Below are 17,880 nucleotides of genomic sequence, written 5' to 3'. Positions count from 1 at the left end.
CGTAGGAGGCGATCTCATGACAGGTTACTTATGTTTAGAAAACGGAAAGACCTTTATAGGTGAAGTCACAATGGAGGAAGAAGATCCCGTTCAGGGTGAGATTGTGTTTTTCACGGGGATGACGGGATACCAGGAAGTGCTGACCGATCCTTCCTACAAAGATCAAATCGTTGTTTTCACCTATCCGCTCATCGGTCAATATGGCGTGAACGAAGATGACTTCGAGAGCTCACAGCCGCAGGTGAAAGGAGTCATCATGCTCCAATCACCGGTGCTGTATTCCCATTATCATGCCTCTTCTTCCCTTGAAGACTATCTCAAAAAGTGGAAGATTCCATTCATGACAGGTGTGGATACGAGGCAGGTAGTGAAGGCGATCCGAGATGTTGGAACTCAAAATGCGTGTATATCCTATACTGAATCACTTCCTGAAAAAGAGAAACTCACGGGTCAAATCGAAAAGGTAGCTCTTTCTCAGATCCGCAAGATGGGTAGTGGAAATAAGCATATAGCCGTCGTCGATTTCGGTGTGAAGAAATCGATTGTATCCAGTCTGGTAAAGATGGATTGTTTTGTTACCGTCATTCCCTATCATCAGCTTGAGCTTCTGGATCAGATGAATGTTGACGGATTGGTGCTGTCGAACGGTCCGGGAGACCCGAAAGAAATGATGAGTCTTTTACCTAAGCTAAAAGAAAAAATCATGGAGATTCCCACCCTCGGGATTTGTTTAGGGCATCAATTAATCGCTCTGGCACTCGGAGGGAATACCGAACGATTATTATTCGGTCATAGAGGAGCGAATCATCCTGTCATCGACAACCAAACCGGAGAGGTGTTTATCACATCACAAAATCATAATTACGTCGTGAACGGGGCCAGTTTAACAGGAACCGGGTTGGAACCGCGTTTTATGAACGTCAATGACGGTTCCCTTGAAGGGCTTCAACATATAAGCAAGCCTATCCTTTCAGTTCAATTTCACCCTGAAGCGCGTCCGGGTCCGGAGGATGCTTCGTGGATATTCGAACAATTCTATCAAACGATTAAACAACCAGGGAGAGAGAAGATGTATGCCTAAAGATTCCAGTATTCAGAAAATCCTCATCATCGGATCAGGCCCTATCATCATCGGGCAAGCGGCAGAGTTTGATTACTCAGGTACACAAGGGTGCCTTGCCCTGAAGGATGAAGGGTATGAAGTGATTCTCGTGAACCATAACCCGGCGACGATCATGACAGATACGACCTACGCAGATAAAGTGTACTGCGAGCCCTTAACGGTCAAAACATTAACTGCGATTATCGCTAATGAACGTCCCGACGGATTAGTCGCAAATCTTGGAGGTCAAACCGCTCTGAATCTTGCAGTAGAGCTGGATGAAAGAGGGGTTCTTGAGAAATATGGAGTAACACTGCTTGGGACCTCTGTAGATTCGATTCAAAAAGGGGAAGACAGAGAGAAATTTCGAACCTTGATGCACACATTGGGACATCCAACGGCAGAAAGTGCTATCGTACACGATCTTCAAGGGGCTATCCTTTTTTCTGAAAAGATTTCCTTCCCGATCATTGTGCGCCCGGCTTATACATTGGGGGGAAGAGGCGGCGGTATCGCTTCTACCAGGGAGGAATATAGTAAACTCGTTCAAACCGGATTAAAGGCGAGCCCGATTCATCAAGTGCTGGTGGAAAAAAGCATCGCCGGGTTCAAAGAGATTGAGTATGAAGTCATGAGAGATTCGAAAGGAAATTGTATATCCGTCTGCAATATGGAAAATTTCGATCCAGTTGGTGTCCATACGGGTGACTCCATCGTGGTTGCGCCGTCCCAAACCCTGACAGATCAGGAGTTTCATATGCTCCGTACAGCGGCGTTTGATATTATCAGTGCGTTAGAAGTGGTGGGAGGATGCAATATACAATTTGCTTTAGACCCTAACAGTAACCGATACTATGTGATTGAAGTGAACCCAAGGGTGAGCCGGTCTTCTGCTTTGGCATCGAAGGCGACAGGCTATCCCATCGCCAAAATAGCGGTTAAGCTTGCTGTTGGCTATACGTTGAACGAAATCATCAATCCTCTGACAAGAACCACATTTGCAAGCTTTGAACCGGCTCTTGATTACGTTGTCGTCAAATTTCCAAGATGGCCATTCGATAAATTTCCAGAGGCGAATCGGGTGCTCGGAACGAAGATGAAAGCAACGGGGGAAGTGATGGCGATCGAGCGTTCGTTAGAGGCTGCTTTTCATAAAGCTCTTCAGTCGTTGGATCTGTCCTTGGAGAACGTCACGACTGAACTGGCTGGCTTATCACTTGAAGAGCTGGTAGAAAAGATTGGCACGCCAACAGACCTCCGCTTTTTTGAACTGATGGAGTTGTTGAGAAGGAGCTGTTCGATTCACGATCTTCATGAAAAGACAGGAATCGATAAGCTGTTTTTGTCCATCTTGAGTAACTTAGTATTGATGGAAAATAAGCTGAGAACATCCGACTTCACTTCCGATCTTTTGAAAGAAGCAAAGCAATTGCGTTTTGAGGATAAAACCATTGCCGGATTAATGGGGAAACCTGAAGCGTCCATAGAAAAAATGAGGATGGAGAAAGGGATCGTGCCTGCCTTTAAAATGGTGGATACATGTGCAGGTGAATTCGAAGCGATCACGAATTATGCCTACTCTACTTATTATGGAGACAATGAGATTCAACCGTTACAAGGAAAGAAGAAGGTATTGATTGTTGGAGCGGGACCGATTCGAATCGGTCAGGGAGTAGAGTTCGACTACAGTGCCGTTAAGGCGATCCAACGATTGAAAGAGCATGGATACACGACCATCATGGTGAACAATAACCCCGAAACCGTAAGCACGGATTATGAGACGGCAGATCGTTTATATTTTGAACCTATTACGGAAGAATCGGTCCTTTCCATTATCCAGCACGAGAGAGTCGATAGCGTACTCGTTCAATTCGGCGGACAAACGGCATTGAACCTGGCTTCTTTTTTAGAGAAGAGGGGCATCCAATTATTTGGGACATCTTCAGATACCATTGACCGTGTAGAGGATCGTGAACGTTTTTATCAACTGCTGGATGAATTGGAGATCCCTCGTGTGAAGGGGGAAATGTGCCACAGTAAGGAGGAAGCTTTACAAGTGGCACAGCATTTAACCTTTCCACTTCTTTGCCGTCCATCCTATGTGATTGGAGGGAAAGGGATGGTGAAAGTAACGACACAAACCGAGCTGCAGAGGTTCGTACACGGAGCGGATACAGGATACTTTCCTATTTTAATGGATGAATTCAAAGAAGGTCAGGAAATCGAAGTTGACTTGGTGGGTGACGGGGATGGAGTGTATGTTCCCGGAGTCATGGAGCATATTGAACGGGCAGGCGTCCATTCAGGGGACAGCATGTCTATTTTCCCTTCGGAATCCCTGTCAGATGACATCAAGAGAACGATTGAAGGATACGCAGGGAAAATTGTGTCTTCCCTACATTACAAAGGGATCATGAATATTCAATTTTTGCTGCAGGATGATGAAGTATTCATGTTGGAAGTGAACCCGAGAGCAAGCCGGACGGTTTCGGTGGTCAGCAAGGTCCTTGGTTACTCATTAATCGATATGGCCACAGACATCATGTGCAATGAGACGTTGAAGATAGACGCCTTTAACCCTCCTTCAGAAATAGACGTTGTTGGAGTGAAGTATCCTGTATTTTCATCACATGCCCTGCCGGAAATCGATCAAACACTCGGGGCAAATATGAAATCAACGGGAGAAGGATTATGTCTTGGTAATACGGTTGAAGAAGCCCTTTATAAAGTATTTGAAGGCTTGCATGAGGCTGTAGAAACTGGTGGGACGGTTTATATCGATAGTGACCAGAAAGAATTAAAACAGTATCAGACTTCTACGGAAACGTCGTTTAGTGACTGGATTGAAACAAGCGATGCCTCTGTATATTTCAGTCATGAAGAAACGGATGAAATGAAGAAGAGGAGAATTGCTGCTTTAGAAGCAGGGATCACCGTGTTAACAGAAGCAGAGACCCTGTTGGCTTTTATTCGAAGTATGAAAGTGAATAAAGTGACCCCCATTCCATTGCCACAATCAAAATCCATACAGGGAGTGAGCAGAGTATGATGAATTCAAGTGTTTCGACGTCGCCGGTAAAGGTTTCCTTGAAAGGGAGAGATCTTGTCACGTGGTTGGATTACTCAACGGAAGAAGTACATGAGCTCTTATCACTTGCTCAGTACTTGAAGAAAAATCCCTATTCAAAGGTGTTGGAAGGAAAGACACTTGGGATGATTTTTGAAAAGTCGTCCACAAGAACCCGTGTCTCTTTTGAAGCGGGTATGCTCCAGATGGGAGGTCATGCCATCTACCTGAATGCACGTGATATACAACTGGGTAGAGGAGAGTCGATCGCAGATACGGCACGGGTCCTTTCATCTTATGTGGATGGAATTATGATCCGTACGTTTGAAACTGAGAAGGTTATGGAACTTGCCCAGTACGCGAATGTCCCAGTCATCAACGGACTTTGCGATACGTACCATCCTTGTCAGGCATTGGCCGATGTACTCACGATCTTGGAGCTTGCGGGAACGCTAAAAGGATTGAAGGTTGTGTATATAGGGGACGGGAATAATGTGGCACACTCCTTTATGATTCTATGTGCGAAGCTTGGAATGGATGTCGTCGTTTCTTGTCCTGAAGGATATGAACCCGTTAACGAAATTATCGGAAAGACAGTTGAGCTTGCCGAAATGAACGGCGGAAGCTTTACACTCTCTTACGATCCGGTTGAAGCGGTTAAGAACGCGGATATCGTATACACCGATGTATGGGCAAGTATGGGGCAGGAGGAAGAAGCAATCAATCGCCTTCAAGACTTCAAGCCTTATCAAGTGAATGAACAGCTGCTACAGCATGCTGCACCCCAAGTGAAATTTCTCCATTGTCTTCCGGCGCATCGTGAAGAAGAGGTGACAGCGGCTGTTATTGACGGACCATGTTCTGCCGTATTTCAGCAAGCGGAAAATCGACTACATGTACAGAAGGCTATATTGCAATCACTGTTTGTATGAAGTTAAAAAGGTCCGCTTCTGGATGGAGGCGGACCTTTTTGTTGCCTGAAAGCATTTCCATAAGAGAAAATAAGACTGAACCAAACAAACACATGTAAACATATAGTGTAGGAGAAACTGTAATTAGACCGTTTTGGAGGTGCTTGTGGTTTTGAGTAAACCAACGATTGATGATTACCTGGATAATGGAATATATGGCCAGAAGCAAACGAAGCCTGATGAAAGAAGAAAGTTTTTAGGGAGCCTGCGGGAACGAATCGTCATTGCCCTGACTCAGAGTCAGGTAAGGGAAAAGGGAGTATACAAGGAAGTTCAGGAATCCCTGAAGAAGCACCCTGAGGCGAAGCTTTTATTAAATGGTAATATGAGCTACTCCTTCTTATCTAAATACATCAAGCTCGCTGATACGTATCATGTCTCGTTTTCAATGGTGACAAATAAGGAGATCGAAACCGATATTGGTCTAGTCCTCGCTTATGATCATGCCATTGATAAAGAGGAAATCTATGTGAAGAAAAAAAATGAAAAGAACTCTGAAGCCGAAACGAAACAAAAGCCAAAGAAAAGCCTTTTTTCATCGATTAAAAAGAAGCTTTTTTAATACTGTGTGCCTTTTTTGAAAAATGAGAGTTTGAACAGCCCTTTCAAAATCGCTGGGATGATAAATAGAATAAACAATATCCGAAATAAGTGATATCCGGTAATGATGGAAAGATTCGCGTTGACGGCTTGTCCCACTAAGGCCATTTCAGCCATTCCCCCCGGAGCCAAGCTAATAAAGGCAGTAAGAAATGTCATGTCATGCCAGCGACTTAATATAAAGCTAAGGCCCGCGCAGCATAATAGCAGGCAGACGGAAGTAAACAAAGACCAAAGGATGAACTTGGACAACTCTTTAGATGAAGAGAAATTCATCATGAAACTAAAGTAGATCCCGAGGGATAATTGAGCAAGAATGATGAACGGATCGGGCATTGGGGGTACAGAAAACCCAGCCACCATGAAGCCGCCAATGACTAAAATCGGTCCCAGCATTGCAGGGGTGGGTAAATCGGTTCTTTTAGCCACAATCCCTGATAGAATGGCAATGATGAAGAATAAGATGAAGACCCATTGGAATGAGGGTACTTCGAATGGTAGTGAAGCATTCCCTGAACTGGATCCACCACCTCCTGTTAAAAGGGGGCTGAACACCAGAAACGGTACAATGAAGATGACCGATAATAAACGGATCACCTGCAGGACTGTCACAACCGTTAAGTCTATATTCTTCATTTCTTCTCCAAGGGCCACCATCTGCGAAAGTCCTCCCGGTATACTTCCTGTAATGGTTGAGGAAAGACCGACCCCCGTCATTTTAGACGTAATATAAGCAAGTACCATACTGAAGACAATGATGGCAATCGTCATCGTCAGCATGGAAGGAAGCTGAGTGAAGATTTCAATCATGGTTTCCTGACTGAAGGTTTGGCCAATGGCATAGCCCACTATGATTAATCCAAGATCTCTGAAATAAGAGGGCCATGCTAAATCGAGCTTCGTCCATTTATTGATGAAGAAGACTGAAGTCATAGAACCGAGAAGCCAGGACAGGGGGAGGTGTAGAAGTGTAAATACCCCGCCGCCCGCAATTCCAACGACAAAGGCTAATAAAATAGGATGCATTCTAAAAATCCTCTCATTTTAAGTACTCTATTTAAAGGTAATCAATTGGAGGGGAGGAAGCAAATGGAATGCGTTAACGATCATTTCACCGCGTGATCCCCCACCCAAGGTCCGTCCCTCACAAAATGGCACATCCTATCCCCGATTCGTGGTAGAATGAATGGAGGTATGGACAAGAATCAGCCATGCTCCTAACAATCGTTATCTCTTATCATAGTTGCTTTAATGAAGCGAATTTTGGTATTATCAATAGTATTGTGAGTGTTCGAACATATACGGAGGTGAAGAAGATGACTAGAATTTCTGAAGAGCAAGTAAAGCATGTTGCCCACCTTGCACGACTAGCCATCACAGAGGATGAAGCGAAAAAGTTTACAACTCAATTAGATGCGATCATCGGGTTTGCCGAGCAGCTGAATGAATTGGATACTTCAAATGTGGAAGCGACGAGTCATGTGTTGGATATGAAGAACGTTATGCGTGAAGATAAGCCTGTTGAAGGACTGCCACGTGAAGAAGTATTAAAGAACGCACCAGACAAACATGATGGACAAGTACGCGTTCCATCGATCTTGGACTAAGGAGGGGACCTCATGTCATTATTTGACCATAAATTATCAGAGCTTCATGAGCTTTTACATAAGAAAGAAGTATCTGTCACAGATCTAGTGGACGAATCATACAAACGTATTGATGCCGTCGAAGATAAAGTAAAAGCATTTTTGACATTAGATGAAGAAAATGCCCGCAATAAAGCGAAAGAAATGGATGCAAAGCTTGGTACAGACGAAAGTAAGGGTCTTCTTTTCGGAATGCCGATCGGGATTAAAGATAATATCGTCACAAAAGGACTCCGTACTACATGTGCCAGTAAAATCCTTGAAAACTTCAATCCGATTTATGATGCCACGGTCATCAATAAATTACATAGTGCCGATACGATTACGATCGGAAAACTGAATATGGATGAGTTCGCGATGGGTTCATCCACTGAGAACTCCGGTTTCCAGAAGACGAGCAATCCATGGAATCTGGAAACGGTTCCTGGCGGATCTTCAGGTGGTTCAGCAGCATCCGTTGCAGCTGGAGAAGTACCTTTCTCACTTGGCTCAGATACAGGCGGATCGATTCGCCAGCCGGCAGCATTCACAGGTACTGTCGGTTTAAAACCTACGTACGGACGGGTATCCCGTTTCGGTCTTGTAGCATTCGCTTCTTCACTCGATCAAATCGGACCGATCACTCGTAACGTAGAAGATAATGCATACTTACTGCAAGCGATCGCTGGTCTTGATCCGAATGATTCTACTTCAGCGAATGTTGAGGTTCCGAACTACGCGGCAGCTCTGACAGGTGATGTGAAAGGCTTAAAGATTGCTGTGCCAAAAGAATATTTAGGTGAAGGTGTCGGTGAGGAAGCACGTCAAGCAGTGCTTGCTTCATTGAAAGTGTTGGAAGGCATGGGAGCTACATGGGAAGAAGTTTCTCTTCCTCATTCTAAATTTGGTGTTTCAACGTACTACCTATTAGCATCGTCGGAAGCATCTGCCAACCTTGCACGTTTCGATGGTGTCCGTTACGGTTACCGCACTCCGAACGCAGAGAACCTTCTTGATCTTTACAAGAAAACCCGTGCAGAAGGATTCGGGGACGAAGTGAAGCGTCGTATTATGCTTGGAACGTTTGCATTAAGTTCTGGATACTATGATGCTTATTACAAAAAAGCACAGCAGGCCCGTACACTGATCAAGAAAGACTTTGAAGATGTATTTGCGAAATATGATGTCATTATTGGACCAACAACACCAACTCCTGCTTTCAAAATTGGAGAGAAAATTGATGATCCATTAACGATGTATGCAAACGATATTTTAACGATTCCAGTAAACCTTGCAGGTGTACCGGGAATCTCTGTACCTTGTGGATTCTCTTCAACAGGATTGCCGCTTGGATTGCAAATCATCGGGAAGCATTTTGACGAAAGCACGATTTATCGCGTAGCGCATGCGTATGAGCAAGCTACAGATTTCCATACAAAAAGACCACAACTGTAAGGGGTGAAATCAATGAACTTTGAACCAGTAATCGGACTAGAGGTCCACGTAGAATTAAAAACGGACAGTAAGATGTTTTCTCCGGCACCGAACCACTTCGGAGCAGAGCCAAACACAAATACGAACGTAATCGACCTTGGGTATCCTGGTGTACTTCCAGTGGTAAACAAGCGTGCCATTGAGTTCGGTATGAAAGCAGCGATCGCATTGAACTGTGAAATCGCAACGGATACGAAGTTTGACCGTAAAAACTATTTCTATCCGGATAACCCGAAAGCGTACCAGATTTCCCAATTTGACAAGCCGATCGGTGAAAACGGCTGGATCGAAATTGAAGTGAACGGTGAGAAGAAACGCATCGGAATCACTCGTCTTCACCTGGAAGAGGATGCTGGAAAGCTGACGCACTCAGGCGACGGTTATTCCCTTGTCGACTATAACCGCCAAGGTACTCCTCTTATTGAAATTGTATCTGAGCCGGACATTCGCACACCGGAAGAAGCGTATGCATATCTTGAGAAACTGAAATCCATCATTCAATATACGGGGGTTTCCGATTGTAAGATGGAAGAAGGGTCGCTTCGTTGTGACGCCAACATTTCCCTCCGCCCAATCGGCCAGGAGAAGTTCGGAACGAAAGCTGAACTTAAAAACCTGAACTCCTTTAATTTTGTTAAAAAAGGATTGGAGTATGAAATCGTCCGTCAGGAAAAGGTTCTTTTATCAGGAGGCTTGATCCAACAGGAAACGCTTCGTTTCGATGAATCAACAGGTAAAACGATTCTCATGCGTGTAAAAGAGGGATCGGATGATTACCGTTATTTCCCTGAACCTGATTTATTACATCTTCACATCGATCAAGAGTGGATGGACCGCATCCGTGCAGAGATTCCTGAGCTTCCGGATGAGCGTAAAAAGCGCTATGTAGAAGATCTAGGCTTACCTGCGTACGATGCCATGGTTCTGACATTAACGAAAGAAATGTCTGATTTCTTCCAGGAAACCGTTGAGGCTGGAGCGGATGCGAAGCTTGCGTCCAACTGGCTGATGGGAGAAGTTTCAGCTTACTTAAATGCAGGGCAAAAAGAACTTGAAGATGTTAAATTGACTCCTCAAGGACTGGCAGGCATGATCGAGTTAATCGAAAAAGGAACGATTTCTTCCAAGATTGCGAAGAAAGTGTTCAAAGAACTAGTGGAAAACGGTGGAGATCCGGAACAAATCGTAAAAGATAAGGGTCTTGTTCAAATTTCTGACGAAGGTGCCTTACTCAAGATCGTGACGGAGACACTGGATGCCAATCCACAATCCATCGAAGATTACAAAAACGGGAAAGACCGCGCCATCGGCTTCCTCGTTGGTCAAATCATGAAAGCAACAAAAGGACAGGCCAACCCGCCGCTTGTTAACAAGCTGTTGCTTCAAGAAATCCAAAAACGTTAATAAAATAAGCATAACCCCTGGGACCTTATATTCCCAGGGGTTATGTTTATATGGAAGAGGGACGGACCTTGAAATAAATTCAAGGTCCGTCCCTCTTTTTGATTCAAGTTATCCCGGGAACTATGGTTCTTATGAGTTGTTGTTGTATGATAACGCGATGTTGGAAATGGAAAGATGGAGGTTTTTACACTCATTCGTTCTTTTTCTAGGGGGAGTACTCGCTCCTGAGTGTTATATTTGTTTCTTCTTTGCTTTCTCCAATATCTGTTTAGCCAGGCGGTAATACGTATCCGCTTCGACTTTTGATTCAGCTCTCTTTAGCTGCATCATATAGTTTTGGAATCGAAGTTTGTCGACTGACGAGACTTTCATCACAATTTTTCTCATTTTGGCACTCCTTTAATGGACAAAATTGCGTCCAAATATCTATTCTGAATTTTCTGTAAATAATGTATAATAATAGTAAATGATTCCAGAGGGTGGATAGAATGTCCTTATTCGAAGTGATCTTGTTGCCAATGTTAATGGGTGGTATTGGAGGCTTAGGACATATTCTGGTTTTCAAAAATGGTCATTTCACTTTTCCGCGAAAATTTATCGATGACCAAGGTGAGAAGCACTATCTTTTTGGCTCAACAAAGGATATTATCATAGGCATTCTAGCAGGGTATCTGTCAGTATTACCGGTTGTTGAAACGGTCCCGATCTGGTATGTCATCTATATTAGTTTATTATCAGGTATCGGGGGAAGTTCCGTCATCACACGAAAAATCGAACAAAATTTAGCAAGTACCAAAGCGTCTTATATCCAAGAGCTATCTCATTATCAGCTCGAACCGACCTCTAAGGGAGGATCTCCAAACCATAATGAGGTGAAACCTGTTGGCGAAGTGGAAGAAAAAAAGAATCAAGGTTGAACTGCCACCAGAAGACTATGAAAAAGCAAATCAGTATCTAAAAAGACTGAAGGAGGCAGATAGCCTAGTCGAGCTGAACTACTACTATAATAAAGTGGCAAAAATAATTGAGAAATCACAAGATGTCTAAGATGGGTCAATTGAAGAGTAGTCCTATACCTATTTAATTTATCCAAAGAATGTGAGGATGAAACTGACAATTGAGTCAGCTTTTTTTCTGTAAAGGAAAGATGTATGAAAGATACTTCTCTTCGCATACTTAGTTATTTCCATCCCCCTCTGGAAAAATAATAGTCCAGGAGTAGCGATATGCTATTCCTTTTTTTAGATTAAAGGATAAAAAGAAAAGGAAGTTCATAAGAACCTGTAAATCTGCCCGTTACGGTGCTTTTCTTATATTATATTCCTACAGGCATAATCGTACAATTGAAAATTTCAATAGAATGAAAAGTATATTTTCCTTGTGGAATACGACAAACATGAATATGCTATAAAGAGAATTTAAGAGAAAAGTTGTTTGTGCTTCACTGGAATGTGTGGCGCTGGAGGAGGAAGAAACATGAACTTGGAACAATGGTTCACTAAAGGAATGACACCTGAAGATTACTTGGAATATATGAGTGTACATAAAGAAAATACAGAAGCAATCAAGAGAAATTTTACGATTCCACAGGATGACATAGAGGTATTGAATAAACTTGGAGACCATTCTTTACGGGTGATTGCCATCACGGAGGATTGGTGTGGAGACGCAATGCTGAATATACCCATTCTGTTAAAAGTCGCAAAATCCGCTGACATGGACGTTCGCATGATTTTACGGGACAAAAACCTTGAACTGATGGATCAATACTTAACGAATGGCATATCGAGAGCGATCCCCATTTTCATTTTTATCGATCGTGATGGGAATGAAAAGCTGGTATGGGGGCCAAGAGCTCCAATGGTAAAGAAGATCGTGGATGACGAACGGGCGAAGATGCCGCCGAAGGATCATGAGCTTTTTCCGGAAAAGCAGAAGGAAATGATACACCGCTTAACCTCTCAATATACGACAGATAAAGAAATATGGCAGGAAGTGTATGAAAGCTTAAAAACGAGTCTTGTCCAGAATGTGCTGATGTAAAACGAAACGAATAGTAGAAGACATCCGGTCGATTACTGGAGTCTTCTTTTCTTTGGGGCATGGTGACTTCATACTCACTCAAAATTGGATGGTAAAAAGTACCCGGGGGCATGGGATTTTTTGCCGGTTCACGAATGGCGGAATTCGCGTTAATATGGTATAGGATGAGGAGTTGAAGCATCATGATTCACCAAAAGACAAATACAATTGTTATAGAAGCGCTAAATAAATTTCCCCATAAAATTCACATTAAACTGGGAGAAATCCTGCGTGAACGAGGATTGACACAAGGCGATCTTCATCGCTTAACCGGGCTAAGAGTGGCTACGATCAATGAGCTAGTGAATTTCAAGAAGAAATCCTTAACGGTGGCTCATCTTGTTTCCATTATGATCGCCCTTAGAATTACAGACATTCGTGATCTCATTGAAATAGAATTTGATCAAGAAGTTCAAGACTACTTCAATGAAGAAAATCAACGAATGAAAAATGGATTTACTCCAGACCTGACAAAAACCGCTGAAACAAACGTAAAGCGAATCGCAGCTGGAGCAAACAATTAAACACCATTCCACCTCAAACGGTCATTCCAGATGACCGTTTTTTTTAGGTTAGGGACGGACCTCTATTTCATATCAAAATTCCCCTATCAAATGATATAAATATAATATAAACTCAAGGTTTACAACCAGGCAAAACAGGATAATTCCTTAAAGTAAGAGTTTATCTACAAGATTTTTACTTATAACGCTATAAAGATCGTCAAGGTCCGTCCCTGGCAGTGTCAATGGCAGGAGTTTTGGCACAGGGTACAGAATGTAGTAGGTATGGTGTTGTTGGCAGGGTTTTGTGATGGAGTTGACATGAAATCGTAATGCTCGTTTGTGGGAAATTCAATTATGATAGGGGAAGAGAGTAAATGGAAGTTAATTTTGGTCATGTGACCTCTCGTTATGCTGAGTCTTGTGATGATATTCCGCATCAATTTTTTGATACGTTAAAGGTTAGGGGAATTGTGTGGGAAGGAAGAAAAGTAGCTGAAATTGGTTCGGGTACCGGTGCTTTGACGCGAAAGCTGCACAAGCGTGGGGCAGAAGTGATCGGGGTCGAGCCGTCCATTGAGCTTAGGAAAGCTGCCAAGGCATTAGAGAGTAAGCAATATTTGGACATCCCATATCTTACAGGTACAGCTGAATCTACGAATCTGCCAGATCAGTACTATGATATCACAATGATTCACAGAAGCTGGCATTTATTCGACCGTCCAAAGGCGATCAGCGAAATGAAGCGGATATTGAAGGGAAAAGGGACGTTCATTGTGAGTGATTCAAGTTTCGTTCCGGATCATGAAGTGGCAAAGGATACGATGACGTTTTTAAATGAATATATAGATATGACCCCACCGGGATCAAAAGCTGAATCAGTCAATCAATTGAATGGAATTCCTGTTGAATGGCTGTTAGAATGGCAGGAAGCTGACTTTAACTTGAAAGATTTTTACACATTTTATTACGCAGTCGACTTTACGTTACAGTCCTGGTGTGAGCGAGTAGGTTCTTTATGCCTCACTCATTTAGAAGATAGTGAGAAAGAGGGACTACTGCAATCATTACATACGTTCCTTTCCGGGCGTTACGATGCTCTTCATGAGTTTACTCTTCAGCACCAGTTTACAGTCTGCCTGATGAAAAAGTAGAAAGAGTGATCGGATTGGAAGCAGTAAAAAAATATGTAAACTATTTAAATATGGATATTGAGCGGCCTACATTAAACTATTTGCAACGACTTATCCAGCAGCACTTGATCAGGATCCCATATGAGACCTTTAGTAAATTCTATTACTTTTCTCAAGGTGATTCCTTTGTGCCTTCCTTGCATACTTTCGCAGAGAATCTCCACTCTAAAGGGTGGGGAGGCACCTGTTTTACATTAAACATCAACTTTGGAAGACTGCTGAAAAAGTTAGGCTTCCATTGTCAGTTTGTCAGAGTGCAACCGGGTCACCTTGGTTTAATGATTACCATTGATAATCGTAAGCTTTATGTGGATGTTGGGTATGGATCCCCGATCATGAAGCCTGTTGAGCTTGAAGCGAGGCAGAAGCATCTTCTTCACGGTTTCGGGGAAGAAATCATTTTTACCCAGAAAGACATTCGTGAATTCGAAGTGGATCGACGTTCAAACGGCAAATCCTTTGTAAAAAAAACCATTGAGTGGATCCCGTTAGAAGAAGGAGAATTAGAGTCAGATATTGAAGCATCTTACTTGGATTCTGATGACAACATTACAATGAGAAGAATCACGGCAGTCCGCTTCCAGGGCAATCAATGCTACTTCCTTCGCAATCAGACCTTGAAAGTGATGACCTACCGAAACATCCGTGAATATCAAATGAAAGATTTTGATAAATGGAAAGATATCGTCGGGGAAGTCTACCACTTTGATGCGACATCCCTGCAGGAGTCCATCCAGTTTTTACAACAACGGAATATCAAACTGTTCCCATAGGCCGTCTGGAATATCGTGTTGATATTCTGGATGGTTTTTTTGTATATACTTAAGGTTTCATAATCATAAAAATGAATAGTAGAATCCCGAGAGTGGATGCCATATAAAAGTAACGGTCAACTTTCACTAAATGACGTTGGATTTCTTCGGGTGGCGCTCCTGTAAGGTGTTCATTCTCCGGCAAAGATATCCATTCGCTGATTTTTTTGGAGAGAGGTGTGATAAAAACAATGACGATGATTTGAATGAGAATATAAAGAATAACAGACCCCAGAATCCACACCTGCGCAAAACTTCCATAATCCCCATTATAAAATAGGATGAATCCTGATAAAACGGCAATGCTTCCGCCGATTTTAGGGAAATATTCCAATCGCTTATTCAATTCCACCGTCACCTTTAATTGTTCAATGCTTTTGTCAGGCCTGGTCAAAACATGAGCAAAGAAAGTAGGCCCAACCCCAACAATGGCAGACAGTACATGTAAAAGAATCAACCATTCCATCTGAGCACCTCCATGATGAGTAATCTATAAAGATTACGAAGGAGAGTGCCGATTTATGTATTTTTTATAACAACAATCGAGGGGTGTGCTTGACCATTTTCATTTTTCATTAGATTTTTCCAGCGAAAAGAGTTATGATATTGACCGGTAGACGCTTTATAATAAATAACCTGCGGAATAAAAATTGCATGAATAAAAATAATAAGTATATGATGTTAAAAGATGGAATATAAAAGGACGAGTCTTTGGAATTAATACAGATTAGGATGATGGGGTATGAAACGAGCAAGAATTATTTATAATCCTACTTCTGGTCGAGAGCTATTCAAAAAGCACCTTGCAGAAGTATTAATCAGATTAGAACAAGCGGGATATGAAACCTCCGTTCACGCAACTATTTGCGAAGGAGATGCCACAGAAGCGGCACGGATTGCTGTAGAACGTAAATACGATATCGTTGTCGCTGCTGGTGGAGATGGTACGTTAAATGAGGTAGTCAACGGATTAGCCGAACAGGATTACCGACCTAAGCTTGGAATCGTTCCAATGGGGACAACGAATGACTTCGCACGGGCGCTTCACATTCCAAAGGATATTGGATCAGCCATTGATGTCATCACAAAAGGTGAATCCATTCCTGTCGATATCGGACGCATGAATGAACGCTACTTCATTAACATCGCCGGTGGAGGAAGAATAACCGAATTAACTTATGAAGTGCCAAGCAAGCTAAAGACGATGATGGGGCAGCTTGCCTACTATTTAAAGGGAATTGAAATGCTTCCATCCATCAAGCCGACGGACGTTTCCATCGAGTATGATGGGAAGCTGTTTGAAGGGGAAGCAATGCTATTCCTGATCGGTTTAACCAACTCAGTTGGAGGATTTGAAAGGCTGGCTCCGGATGCCTCAATCAATGATGGCTTATTCTCGCTTTTAATTTTAAAGAAAACAAATTTAGCCGAGTTTATCCGCATTGCGACATTGGCCGTTCGTGGTGAGCATGTAAATGATCCCAACGTCATATACACACAGGCCAATCGAATCAAAATCAAAGCAAAAGAAAAGGTACAGCTGAATGTAGATGGTGAGCTGGGAGGAGTCCTTCCTGCAGAATTCGAAAACCTTTACCGCCATTTACAGGTATTTGTTCCTCTTGATAAGATCCGCCCGGAAGATAAAGCTGAATAATGATAAAAAGGAATGCCGTGGTGGCATTCCTTTTTTGTATAGTTGATTCTCTAGTTAACTAACAAAAACACACTAAAAGTCACTGGGAACCCAACGAGAAACCCCCATCCGATCTGTTGTTTATGACGGAAAGGAACTTTTCTCACAATCCAAGACAGAATGTGGGCCACAATCACAAATGTAAAGACCCAGATGAGTTGTCCCACCACAAACACAAATAAATAAGCAAGGATGGATTCTTTATTTAGTAAGAGAGAAATCCCAAAACCAAAGGTCAAGGTTAAAAAAGTGACTGCAATAAAGATGTAGGGTAGCCACCATCTTCTAGACTTGAGAGCGAATAGCACTCCAAGAAAAACATTTCCTACGAGGATAAGGTTTACTAAGAAGTCCGGGTTCATATTTATCTACCTTCTCTTTCTAGATTTGTTGCACATACCATTGTACCCTTTGTTCATCGTCTGAAACGAGGTAAGTTTTAACAACCCATCTATAATATGTACAATATTCATATAAATGGGTTGGGGAAAGGGTCGTTTAGAAAATAATGCAGGGAAGTAGCCCCCTGTTAAATTTTGTATTCCCCACCACTCCATGACTATGTTACAGTGGATAAAAAGCATGTCGGACAAACAGTGCCACTGGAAGGATGAATTCAATGTATATCGTACATTCAACATTTGTAGTTCCTGATGAGAAGGCTGATGAAGTGATTTCAATCTACCATTCCCGCTCAGGAATAGTCGACAAGGCGGAAGGGTTTCAACGATTCCTAATCTTACAAAATGAGAAAAAGCCGGGAGAAATCACGGTTCATATGGAATGGGATACGAAGGAACATTTTATGATGTGGGTGCAAAGTGAAGACTATAAACGGATTCACGAATTGGAGAAGAAGTACCCTGATCAGGAGCTTGCTTCGATCATTCCTTCCATTCATCGATTTAAGGTGGTGGCGTACTAATGGAAAATAAGTATAAGAGTGTCATAGCAGAAGCGGTGGCAAAGCTATACGAACGCTATCCTGAATTAGATGAAAAGTACGGTGAAGTCGGACGAAAGAAATGCTATGAAGATAATATTCACCATTTCAACTATCTGGAATCGGCATCTGATGTTGGTGACTCAAAGATTTTTTCTGACTATGCCCTTTGGCTCAACAGCGTGCTGGTGAGTAGAGGCATGAAATCTGATCATCTCATTGATAACTTCAATTGTATCAACGAATCTCTTAAAAAGTTCGATGTTGAAAAAGGAGAAGAATTCAAGCGTTATCTGAACGAAGCAGTAGAGTCCATTCAAGCGGCAGATCGCGAAAACATGTCATCAAATCAACCTAAACGATAAAAGCATCGAACCTCCGCGTTCGT

19 protein-coding genes are annotated in these 17,880 nt (G+C 42.6%); 16 read left to right on the top strand and 3 right to left on the bottom strand.

Features of this window, described 5'->3' with window-relative positions:
- Window positions 1-16 precede the first annotated feature (16 nt).
- The 4 genes from ACXAF2_RS20445 (at window position 17) to ACXAF2_RS20430 (ending at window position 5,702) form a co-directional block, all read left to right on the top strand.
- Complete coding sequence (locus tag ACXAF2_RS20445; protein WP_475141414.1) at window positions 17-1,081, top strand: carbamoyl phosphate synthase small subunit; 1,065 nt, start codon at window positions 17-19, stop codon at window positions 1,079-1,081.
- Window positions 1,074-4,151 carry a carbamoyl phosphate synthase large subunit gene (locus tag ACXAF2_RS20440; RefSeq protein WP_475141412.1) on the top strand — a complete coding sequence of 1,026 codons (3,078 nt, stop codon included), beginning with the start codon at window positions 1,074-1,076 and terminating at the stop codon, window positions 4,149-4,151. Before ACXAF2_RS20445 ends, ACXAF2_RS20440 begins: the two co-directional genes overlap by 8 nt.
- A complete protein-coding gene (gene argF, locus ACXAF2_RS20435) occupies window positions 4,151-5,101 on the top strand; it encodes an ornithine carbamoyltransferase (RefSeq protein WP_475141506.1) in 951 nt (316 codons plus the stop codon). Before ACXAF2_RS20440 ends, argF begins: the two co-directional genes overlap by 1 nt.
- Window positions 5,102-5,252: 151 nt before the next feature.
- The gene (locus ACXAF2_RS20430) at window positions 5,253-5,702 is read left to right on the top strand and encodes a YueI family protein (RefSeq protein WP_430315737.1); all 450 of its coding nucleotides are present in this window, start codon (window positions 5,253-5,255) and stop codon (window positions 5,700-5,702) included.
- On the opposite strand, the gene ACXAF2_RS20425 is transcribed toward ACXAF2_RS20430, so the two are convergent.
- Window positions 5,699-6,766 (bottom strand): AbrB family transcriptional regulator, encoded by a 1,068-nt coding sequence (locus ACXAF2_RS20425; protein ID WP_475141411.1) that lies wholly within the window; start codon window positions 6,764-6,766, stop codon window positions 5,699-5,701. The two genes, ACXAF2_RS20430 and ACXAF2_RS20425, sit on opposite strands and share 4 nt — an antisense overlap.
- A gap of 290 nt (window positions 6,767-7,056) precedes the next feature.
- Between ACXAF2_RS20425 and gatC the strand changes: the two genes are divergently transcribed.
- From gatC to gatB, 3 genes are read left to right on the top strand one after another with little or no spacing between them, the layout of a single operon-like run.
- Window positions 7,057-7,347 (top strand): Asp-tRNA(Asn)/Glu-tRNA(Gln) amidotransferase subunit GatC, encoded by a 291-nt coding sequence (gene gatC, locus ACXAF2_RS20420; protein ID WP_475141409.1) that lies wholly within the window; start codon window positions 7,057-7,059, stop codon window positions 7,345-7,347.
- Window positions 7,348-7,359: 12 nt separating this feature from the next.
- Window positions 7,360-8,820 carry an Asp-tRNA(Asn)/Glu-tRNA(Gln) amidotransferase subunit GatA gene (gatA, locus tag ACXAF2_RS20415; protein ID WP_148967218.1) on the top strand — a complete coding sequence of 487 codons (1,461 nt, stop codon included), beginning with the start codon at window positions 7,360-7,362 and terminating at the stop codon, window positions 8,818-8,820.
- Window positions 8,821-8,832: 12 nt separating this feature from the next.
- Complete coding sequence (gene gatB, locus ACXAF2_RS20410) at window positions 8,833-10,263, top strand: Asp-tRNA(Asn)/Glu-tRNA(Gln) amidotransferase subunit GatB (RefSeq protein WP_475141407.1); 1,431 nt, start codon at window positions 8,833-8,835, stop codon at window positions 10,261-10,263.
- A gap of 231 nt (window positions 10,264-10,494) precedes the next feature.
- Here the strand turns inward: gatB and ACXAF2_RS20405 are convergent, their stop codons facing one another.
- The gene (locus ACXAF2_RS20405; protein ID WP_475141405.1) at window positions 10,495-10,650 is read right to left on the bottom strand and encodes a hypothetical protein; all 156 of its coding nucleotides are present in this window, start codon (window positions 10,648-10,650) and stop codon (window positions 10,495-10,497) included.
- A gap of 101 nt (window positions 10,651-10,751) precedes the next feature.
- Here ACXAF2_RS20405 and ACXAF2_RS20400 point away from each other — a divergent pair, with 101 nt between their 5' ends.
- The 6 genes from ACXAF2_RS20400 (at window position 10,752) to ACXAF2_RS20375 (ending at window position 14,814) form a co-directional block, all read left to right on the top strand.
- Window positions 10,752-11,180 carry a DUF4257 domain-containing protein gene (locus ACXAF2_RS20400; RefSeq protein WP_148967220.1) on the top strand — a complete coding sequence of 143 codons (429 nt, stop codon included), beginning with the start codon at window positions 10,752-10,754 and terminating at the stop codon, window positions 11,178-11,180.
- Window positions 11,146-11,310 (top strand): hypothetical protein, encoded by a 165-nt coding sequence (locus ACXAF2_RS20395; RefSeq protein WP_187443184.1) that lies wholly within the window; start codon window positions 11,146-11,148, stop codon window positions 11,308-11,310. Before ACXAF2_RS20400 ends, ACXAF2_RS20395 begins: the two co-directional genes overlap by 35 nt.
- A gap of 429 nt (window positions 11,311-11,739) precedes the next feature.
- On the top strand, window positions 11,740-12,306 hold the full coding sequence (locus tag ACXAF2_RS20390; RefSeq protein ID WP_475141403.1) for a thioredoxin family protein: 567 nt from the start codon (window positions 11,740-11,742) through the stop codon (window positions 12,304-12,306).
- Window positions 12,307-12,488: 182 nt separating this feature from the next.
- A complete protein-coding gene (locus tag ACXAF2_RS20385) occupies window positions 12,489-12,869 on the top strand; it encodes a helix-turn-helix domain-containing protein (RefSeq protein WP_148967222.1) in 381 nt (126 codons plus the stop codon).
- Between the two features lie 356 nt (window positions 12,870-13,225).
- Window positions 13,226-14,002: a class I SAM-dependent methyltransferase gene (locus ACXAF2_RS20380; protein WP_475141401.1), complete on the top strand. Its 777-nt coding sequence runs from the start codon at window positions 13,226-13,228 to the stop codon at window positions 14,000-14,002.
- 14 nt (window positions 14,003-14,016) lie between these two features.
- A complete protein-coding gene (locus tag ACXAF2_RS20375; RefSeq protein WP_475141399.1) occupies window positions 14,017-14,814 on the top strand; it encodes an arylamine N-acetyltransferase in 798 nt (265 codons plus the stop codon).
- Window positions 14,815-14,863: 49 nt separating this feature from the next.
- On the opposite strand, the gene ACXAF2_RS20370 is transcribed toward ACXAF2_RS20375, so the two are convergent.
- Window positions 14,864-15,319, bottom strand: a complete 456-nt coding sequence (locus ACXAF2_RS20370) for a DUF2269 family protein (RefSeq protein ID WP_475141397.1) — start codon at window positions 15,317-15,319, stop codon at window positions 14,864-14,866.
- 276 nt (window positions 15,320-15,595) lie between these two features.
- Between ACXAF2_RS20370 and ACXAF2_RS20365 the strand changes: the two genes are divergently transcribed.
- The 3 genes from ACXAF2_RS20365 to ACXAF2_RS20355 all read left to right on the top strand — a co-directional run bounded on the left by ACXAF2_RS20365 (window position 15,596) and on the right by ACXAF2_RS20355 (window position 17,857).
- A complete protein-coding gene (locus ACXAF2_RS20365; RefSeq protein WP_148967225.1) occupies window positions 15,596-16,510 on the top strand; it encodes a diacylglycerol kinase in 915 nt (304 codons plus the stop codon).
- 658 nt (window positions 16,511-17,168) lie between these two features.
- Entirely contained in the window at window positions 17,169-17,474 is a 306-nt protein-coding gene (locus ACXAF2_RS20360; protein ID WP_475141395.1) for an antibiotic biosynthesis monooxygenase family protein, read from the top strand.
- Window positions 17,474-17,857, top strand: coding sequence for a globin family protein (locus ACXAF2_RS20355; RefSeq protein WP_475141393.1), 384 nt, complete (start codon window positions 17,474-17,476; stop codon window positions 17,855-17,857). The genes ACXAF2_RS20360 and ACXAF2_RS20355 overlap by 1 nt, the downstream gene beginning before the upstream one ends.
- Window positions 17,858-17,880 lie beyond the last annotated feature (23 nt).

The organism is Rossellomorea sp. ABR4_004, assembly GCF_056159585.1.
This window is presented reverse-complemented; position numbering and strand designations above follow the sequence as displayed.

Coding starts and splice junctions, on each gene's coding strand:
- ACXAF2_RS20390 (WP_475141403.1), top strand. CDS start 11,740: ATGAACTTGGAACAATGGTTCACTAAAGGAATGACACCTGAAGATTAC.
- ACXAF2_RS20425 (WP_475141411.1), bottom strand. CDS start 6,766: ATGCATCCTATTTTATTAGCCTTTGTCGTTGGAATTGCGGGCGGCGGG.
- ACXAF2_RS20440 (WP_475141412.1), top strand. CDS start 1,074: ATGCCTAAAGATTCCAGTATTCAGAAAATCCTCATCATCGGATCAGGC.
- ACXAF2_RS20360 (WP_475141395.1), top strand. CDS start 17,169: ATGTATATCGTACATTCAACATTTGTAGTTCCTGATGAGAAGGCTGAT.
- gatB (WP_475141407.1), top strand. CDS start 8,833: ATGAACTTTGAACCAGTAATCGGACTAGAGGTCCACGTAGAATTAAAA.
- ACXAF2_RS20370 (WP_475141397.1), bottom strand. CDS start 15,319: ATGGAATGGTTGATTCTTTTACATGTACTGTCTGCCATTGTTGGGGTT.
- ACXAF2_RS20380 (WP_475141401.1), top strand. CDS start 13,226: ATGGAAGTTAATTTTGGTCATGTGACCTCTCGTTATGCTGAGTCTTGT.
- ACXAF2_RS20405 (WP_475141405.1), bottom strand. CDS start 10,650: ATGAGAAAAATTGTGATGAAAGTCTCGTCAGTCGACAAACTTCGATTC.
- ACXAF2_RS20445 (WP_475141414.1), top strand. CDS start 17: ATGACAGGTTACTTATGTTTAGAAAACGGAAAGACCTTTATAGGTGAA.
- ACXAF2_RS20365 (WP_148967225.1), top strand. CDS start 15,596: ATGAAACGAGCAAGAATTATTTATAATCCTACTTCTGGTCGAGAGCTA.
- argF (WP_475141506.1), top strand. CDS start 4,151: ATGAATTCAAGTGTTTCGACGTCGCCGGTAAAGGTTTCCTTGAAAGGG.
- ACXAF2_RS20355 (WP_475141393.1), top strand. CDS start 17,474: ATGGAAAATAAGTATAAGAGTGTCATAGCAGAAGCGGTGGCAAAGCTA.
- ACXAF2_RS20385 (WP_148967222.1), top strand. CDS start 12,489: ATGATTCACCAAAAGACAAATACAATTGTTATAGAAGCGCTAAATAAA.
- gatC (WP_475141409.1), top strand. CDS start 7,057: ATGACTAGAATTTCTGAAGAGCAAGTAAAGCATGTTGCCCACCTTGCA.
- gatA (WP_148967218.1), top strand. CDS start 7,360: ATGTCATTATTTGACCATAAATTATCAGAGCTTCATGAGCTTTTACAT.
- ACXAF2_RS20400 (WP_148967220.1), top strand. CDS start 10,752: ATGTCCTTATTCGAAGTGATCTTGTTGCCAATGTTAATGGGTGGTATT.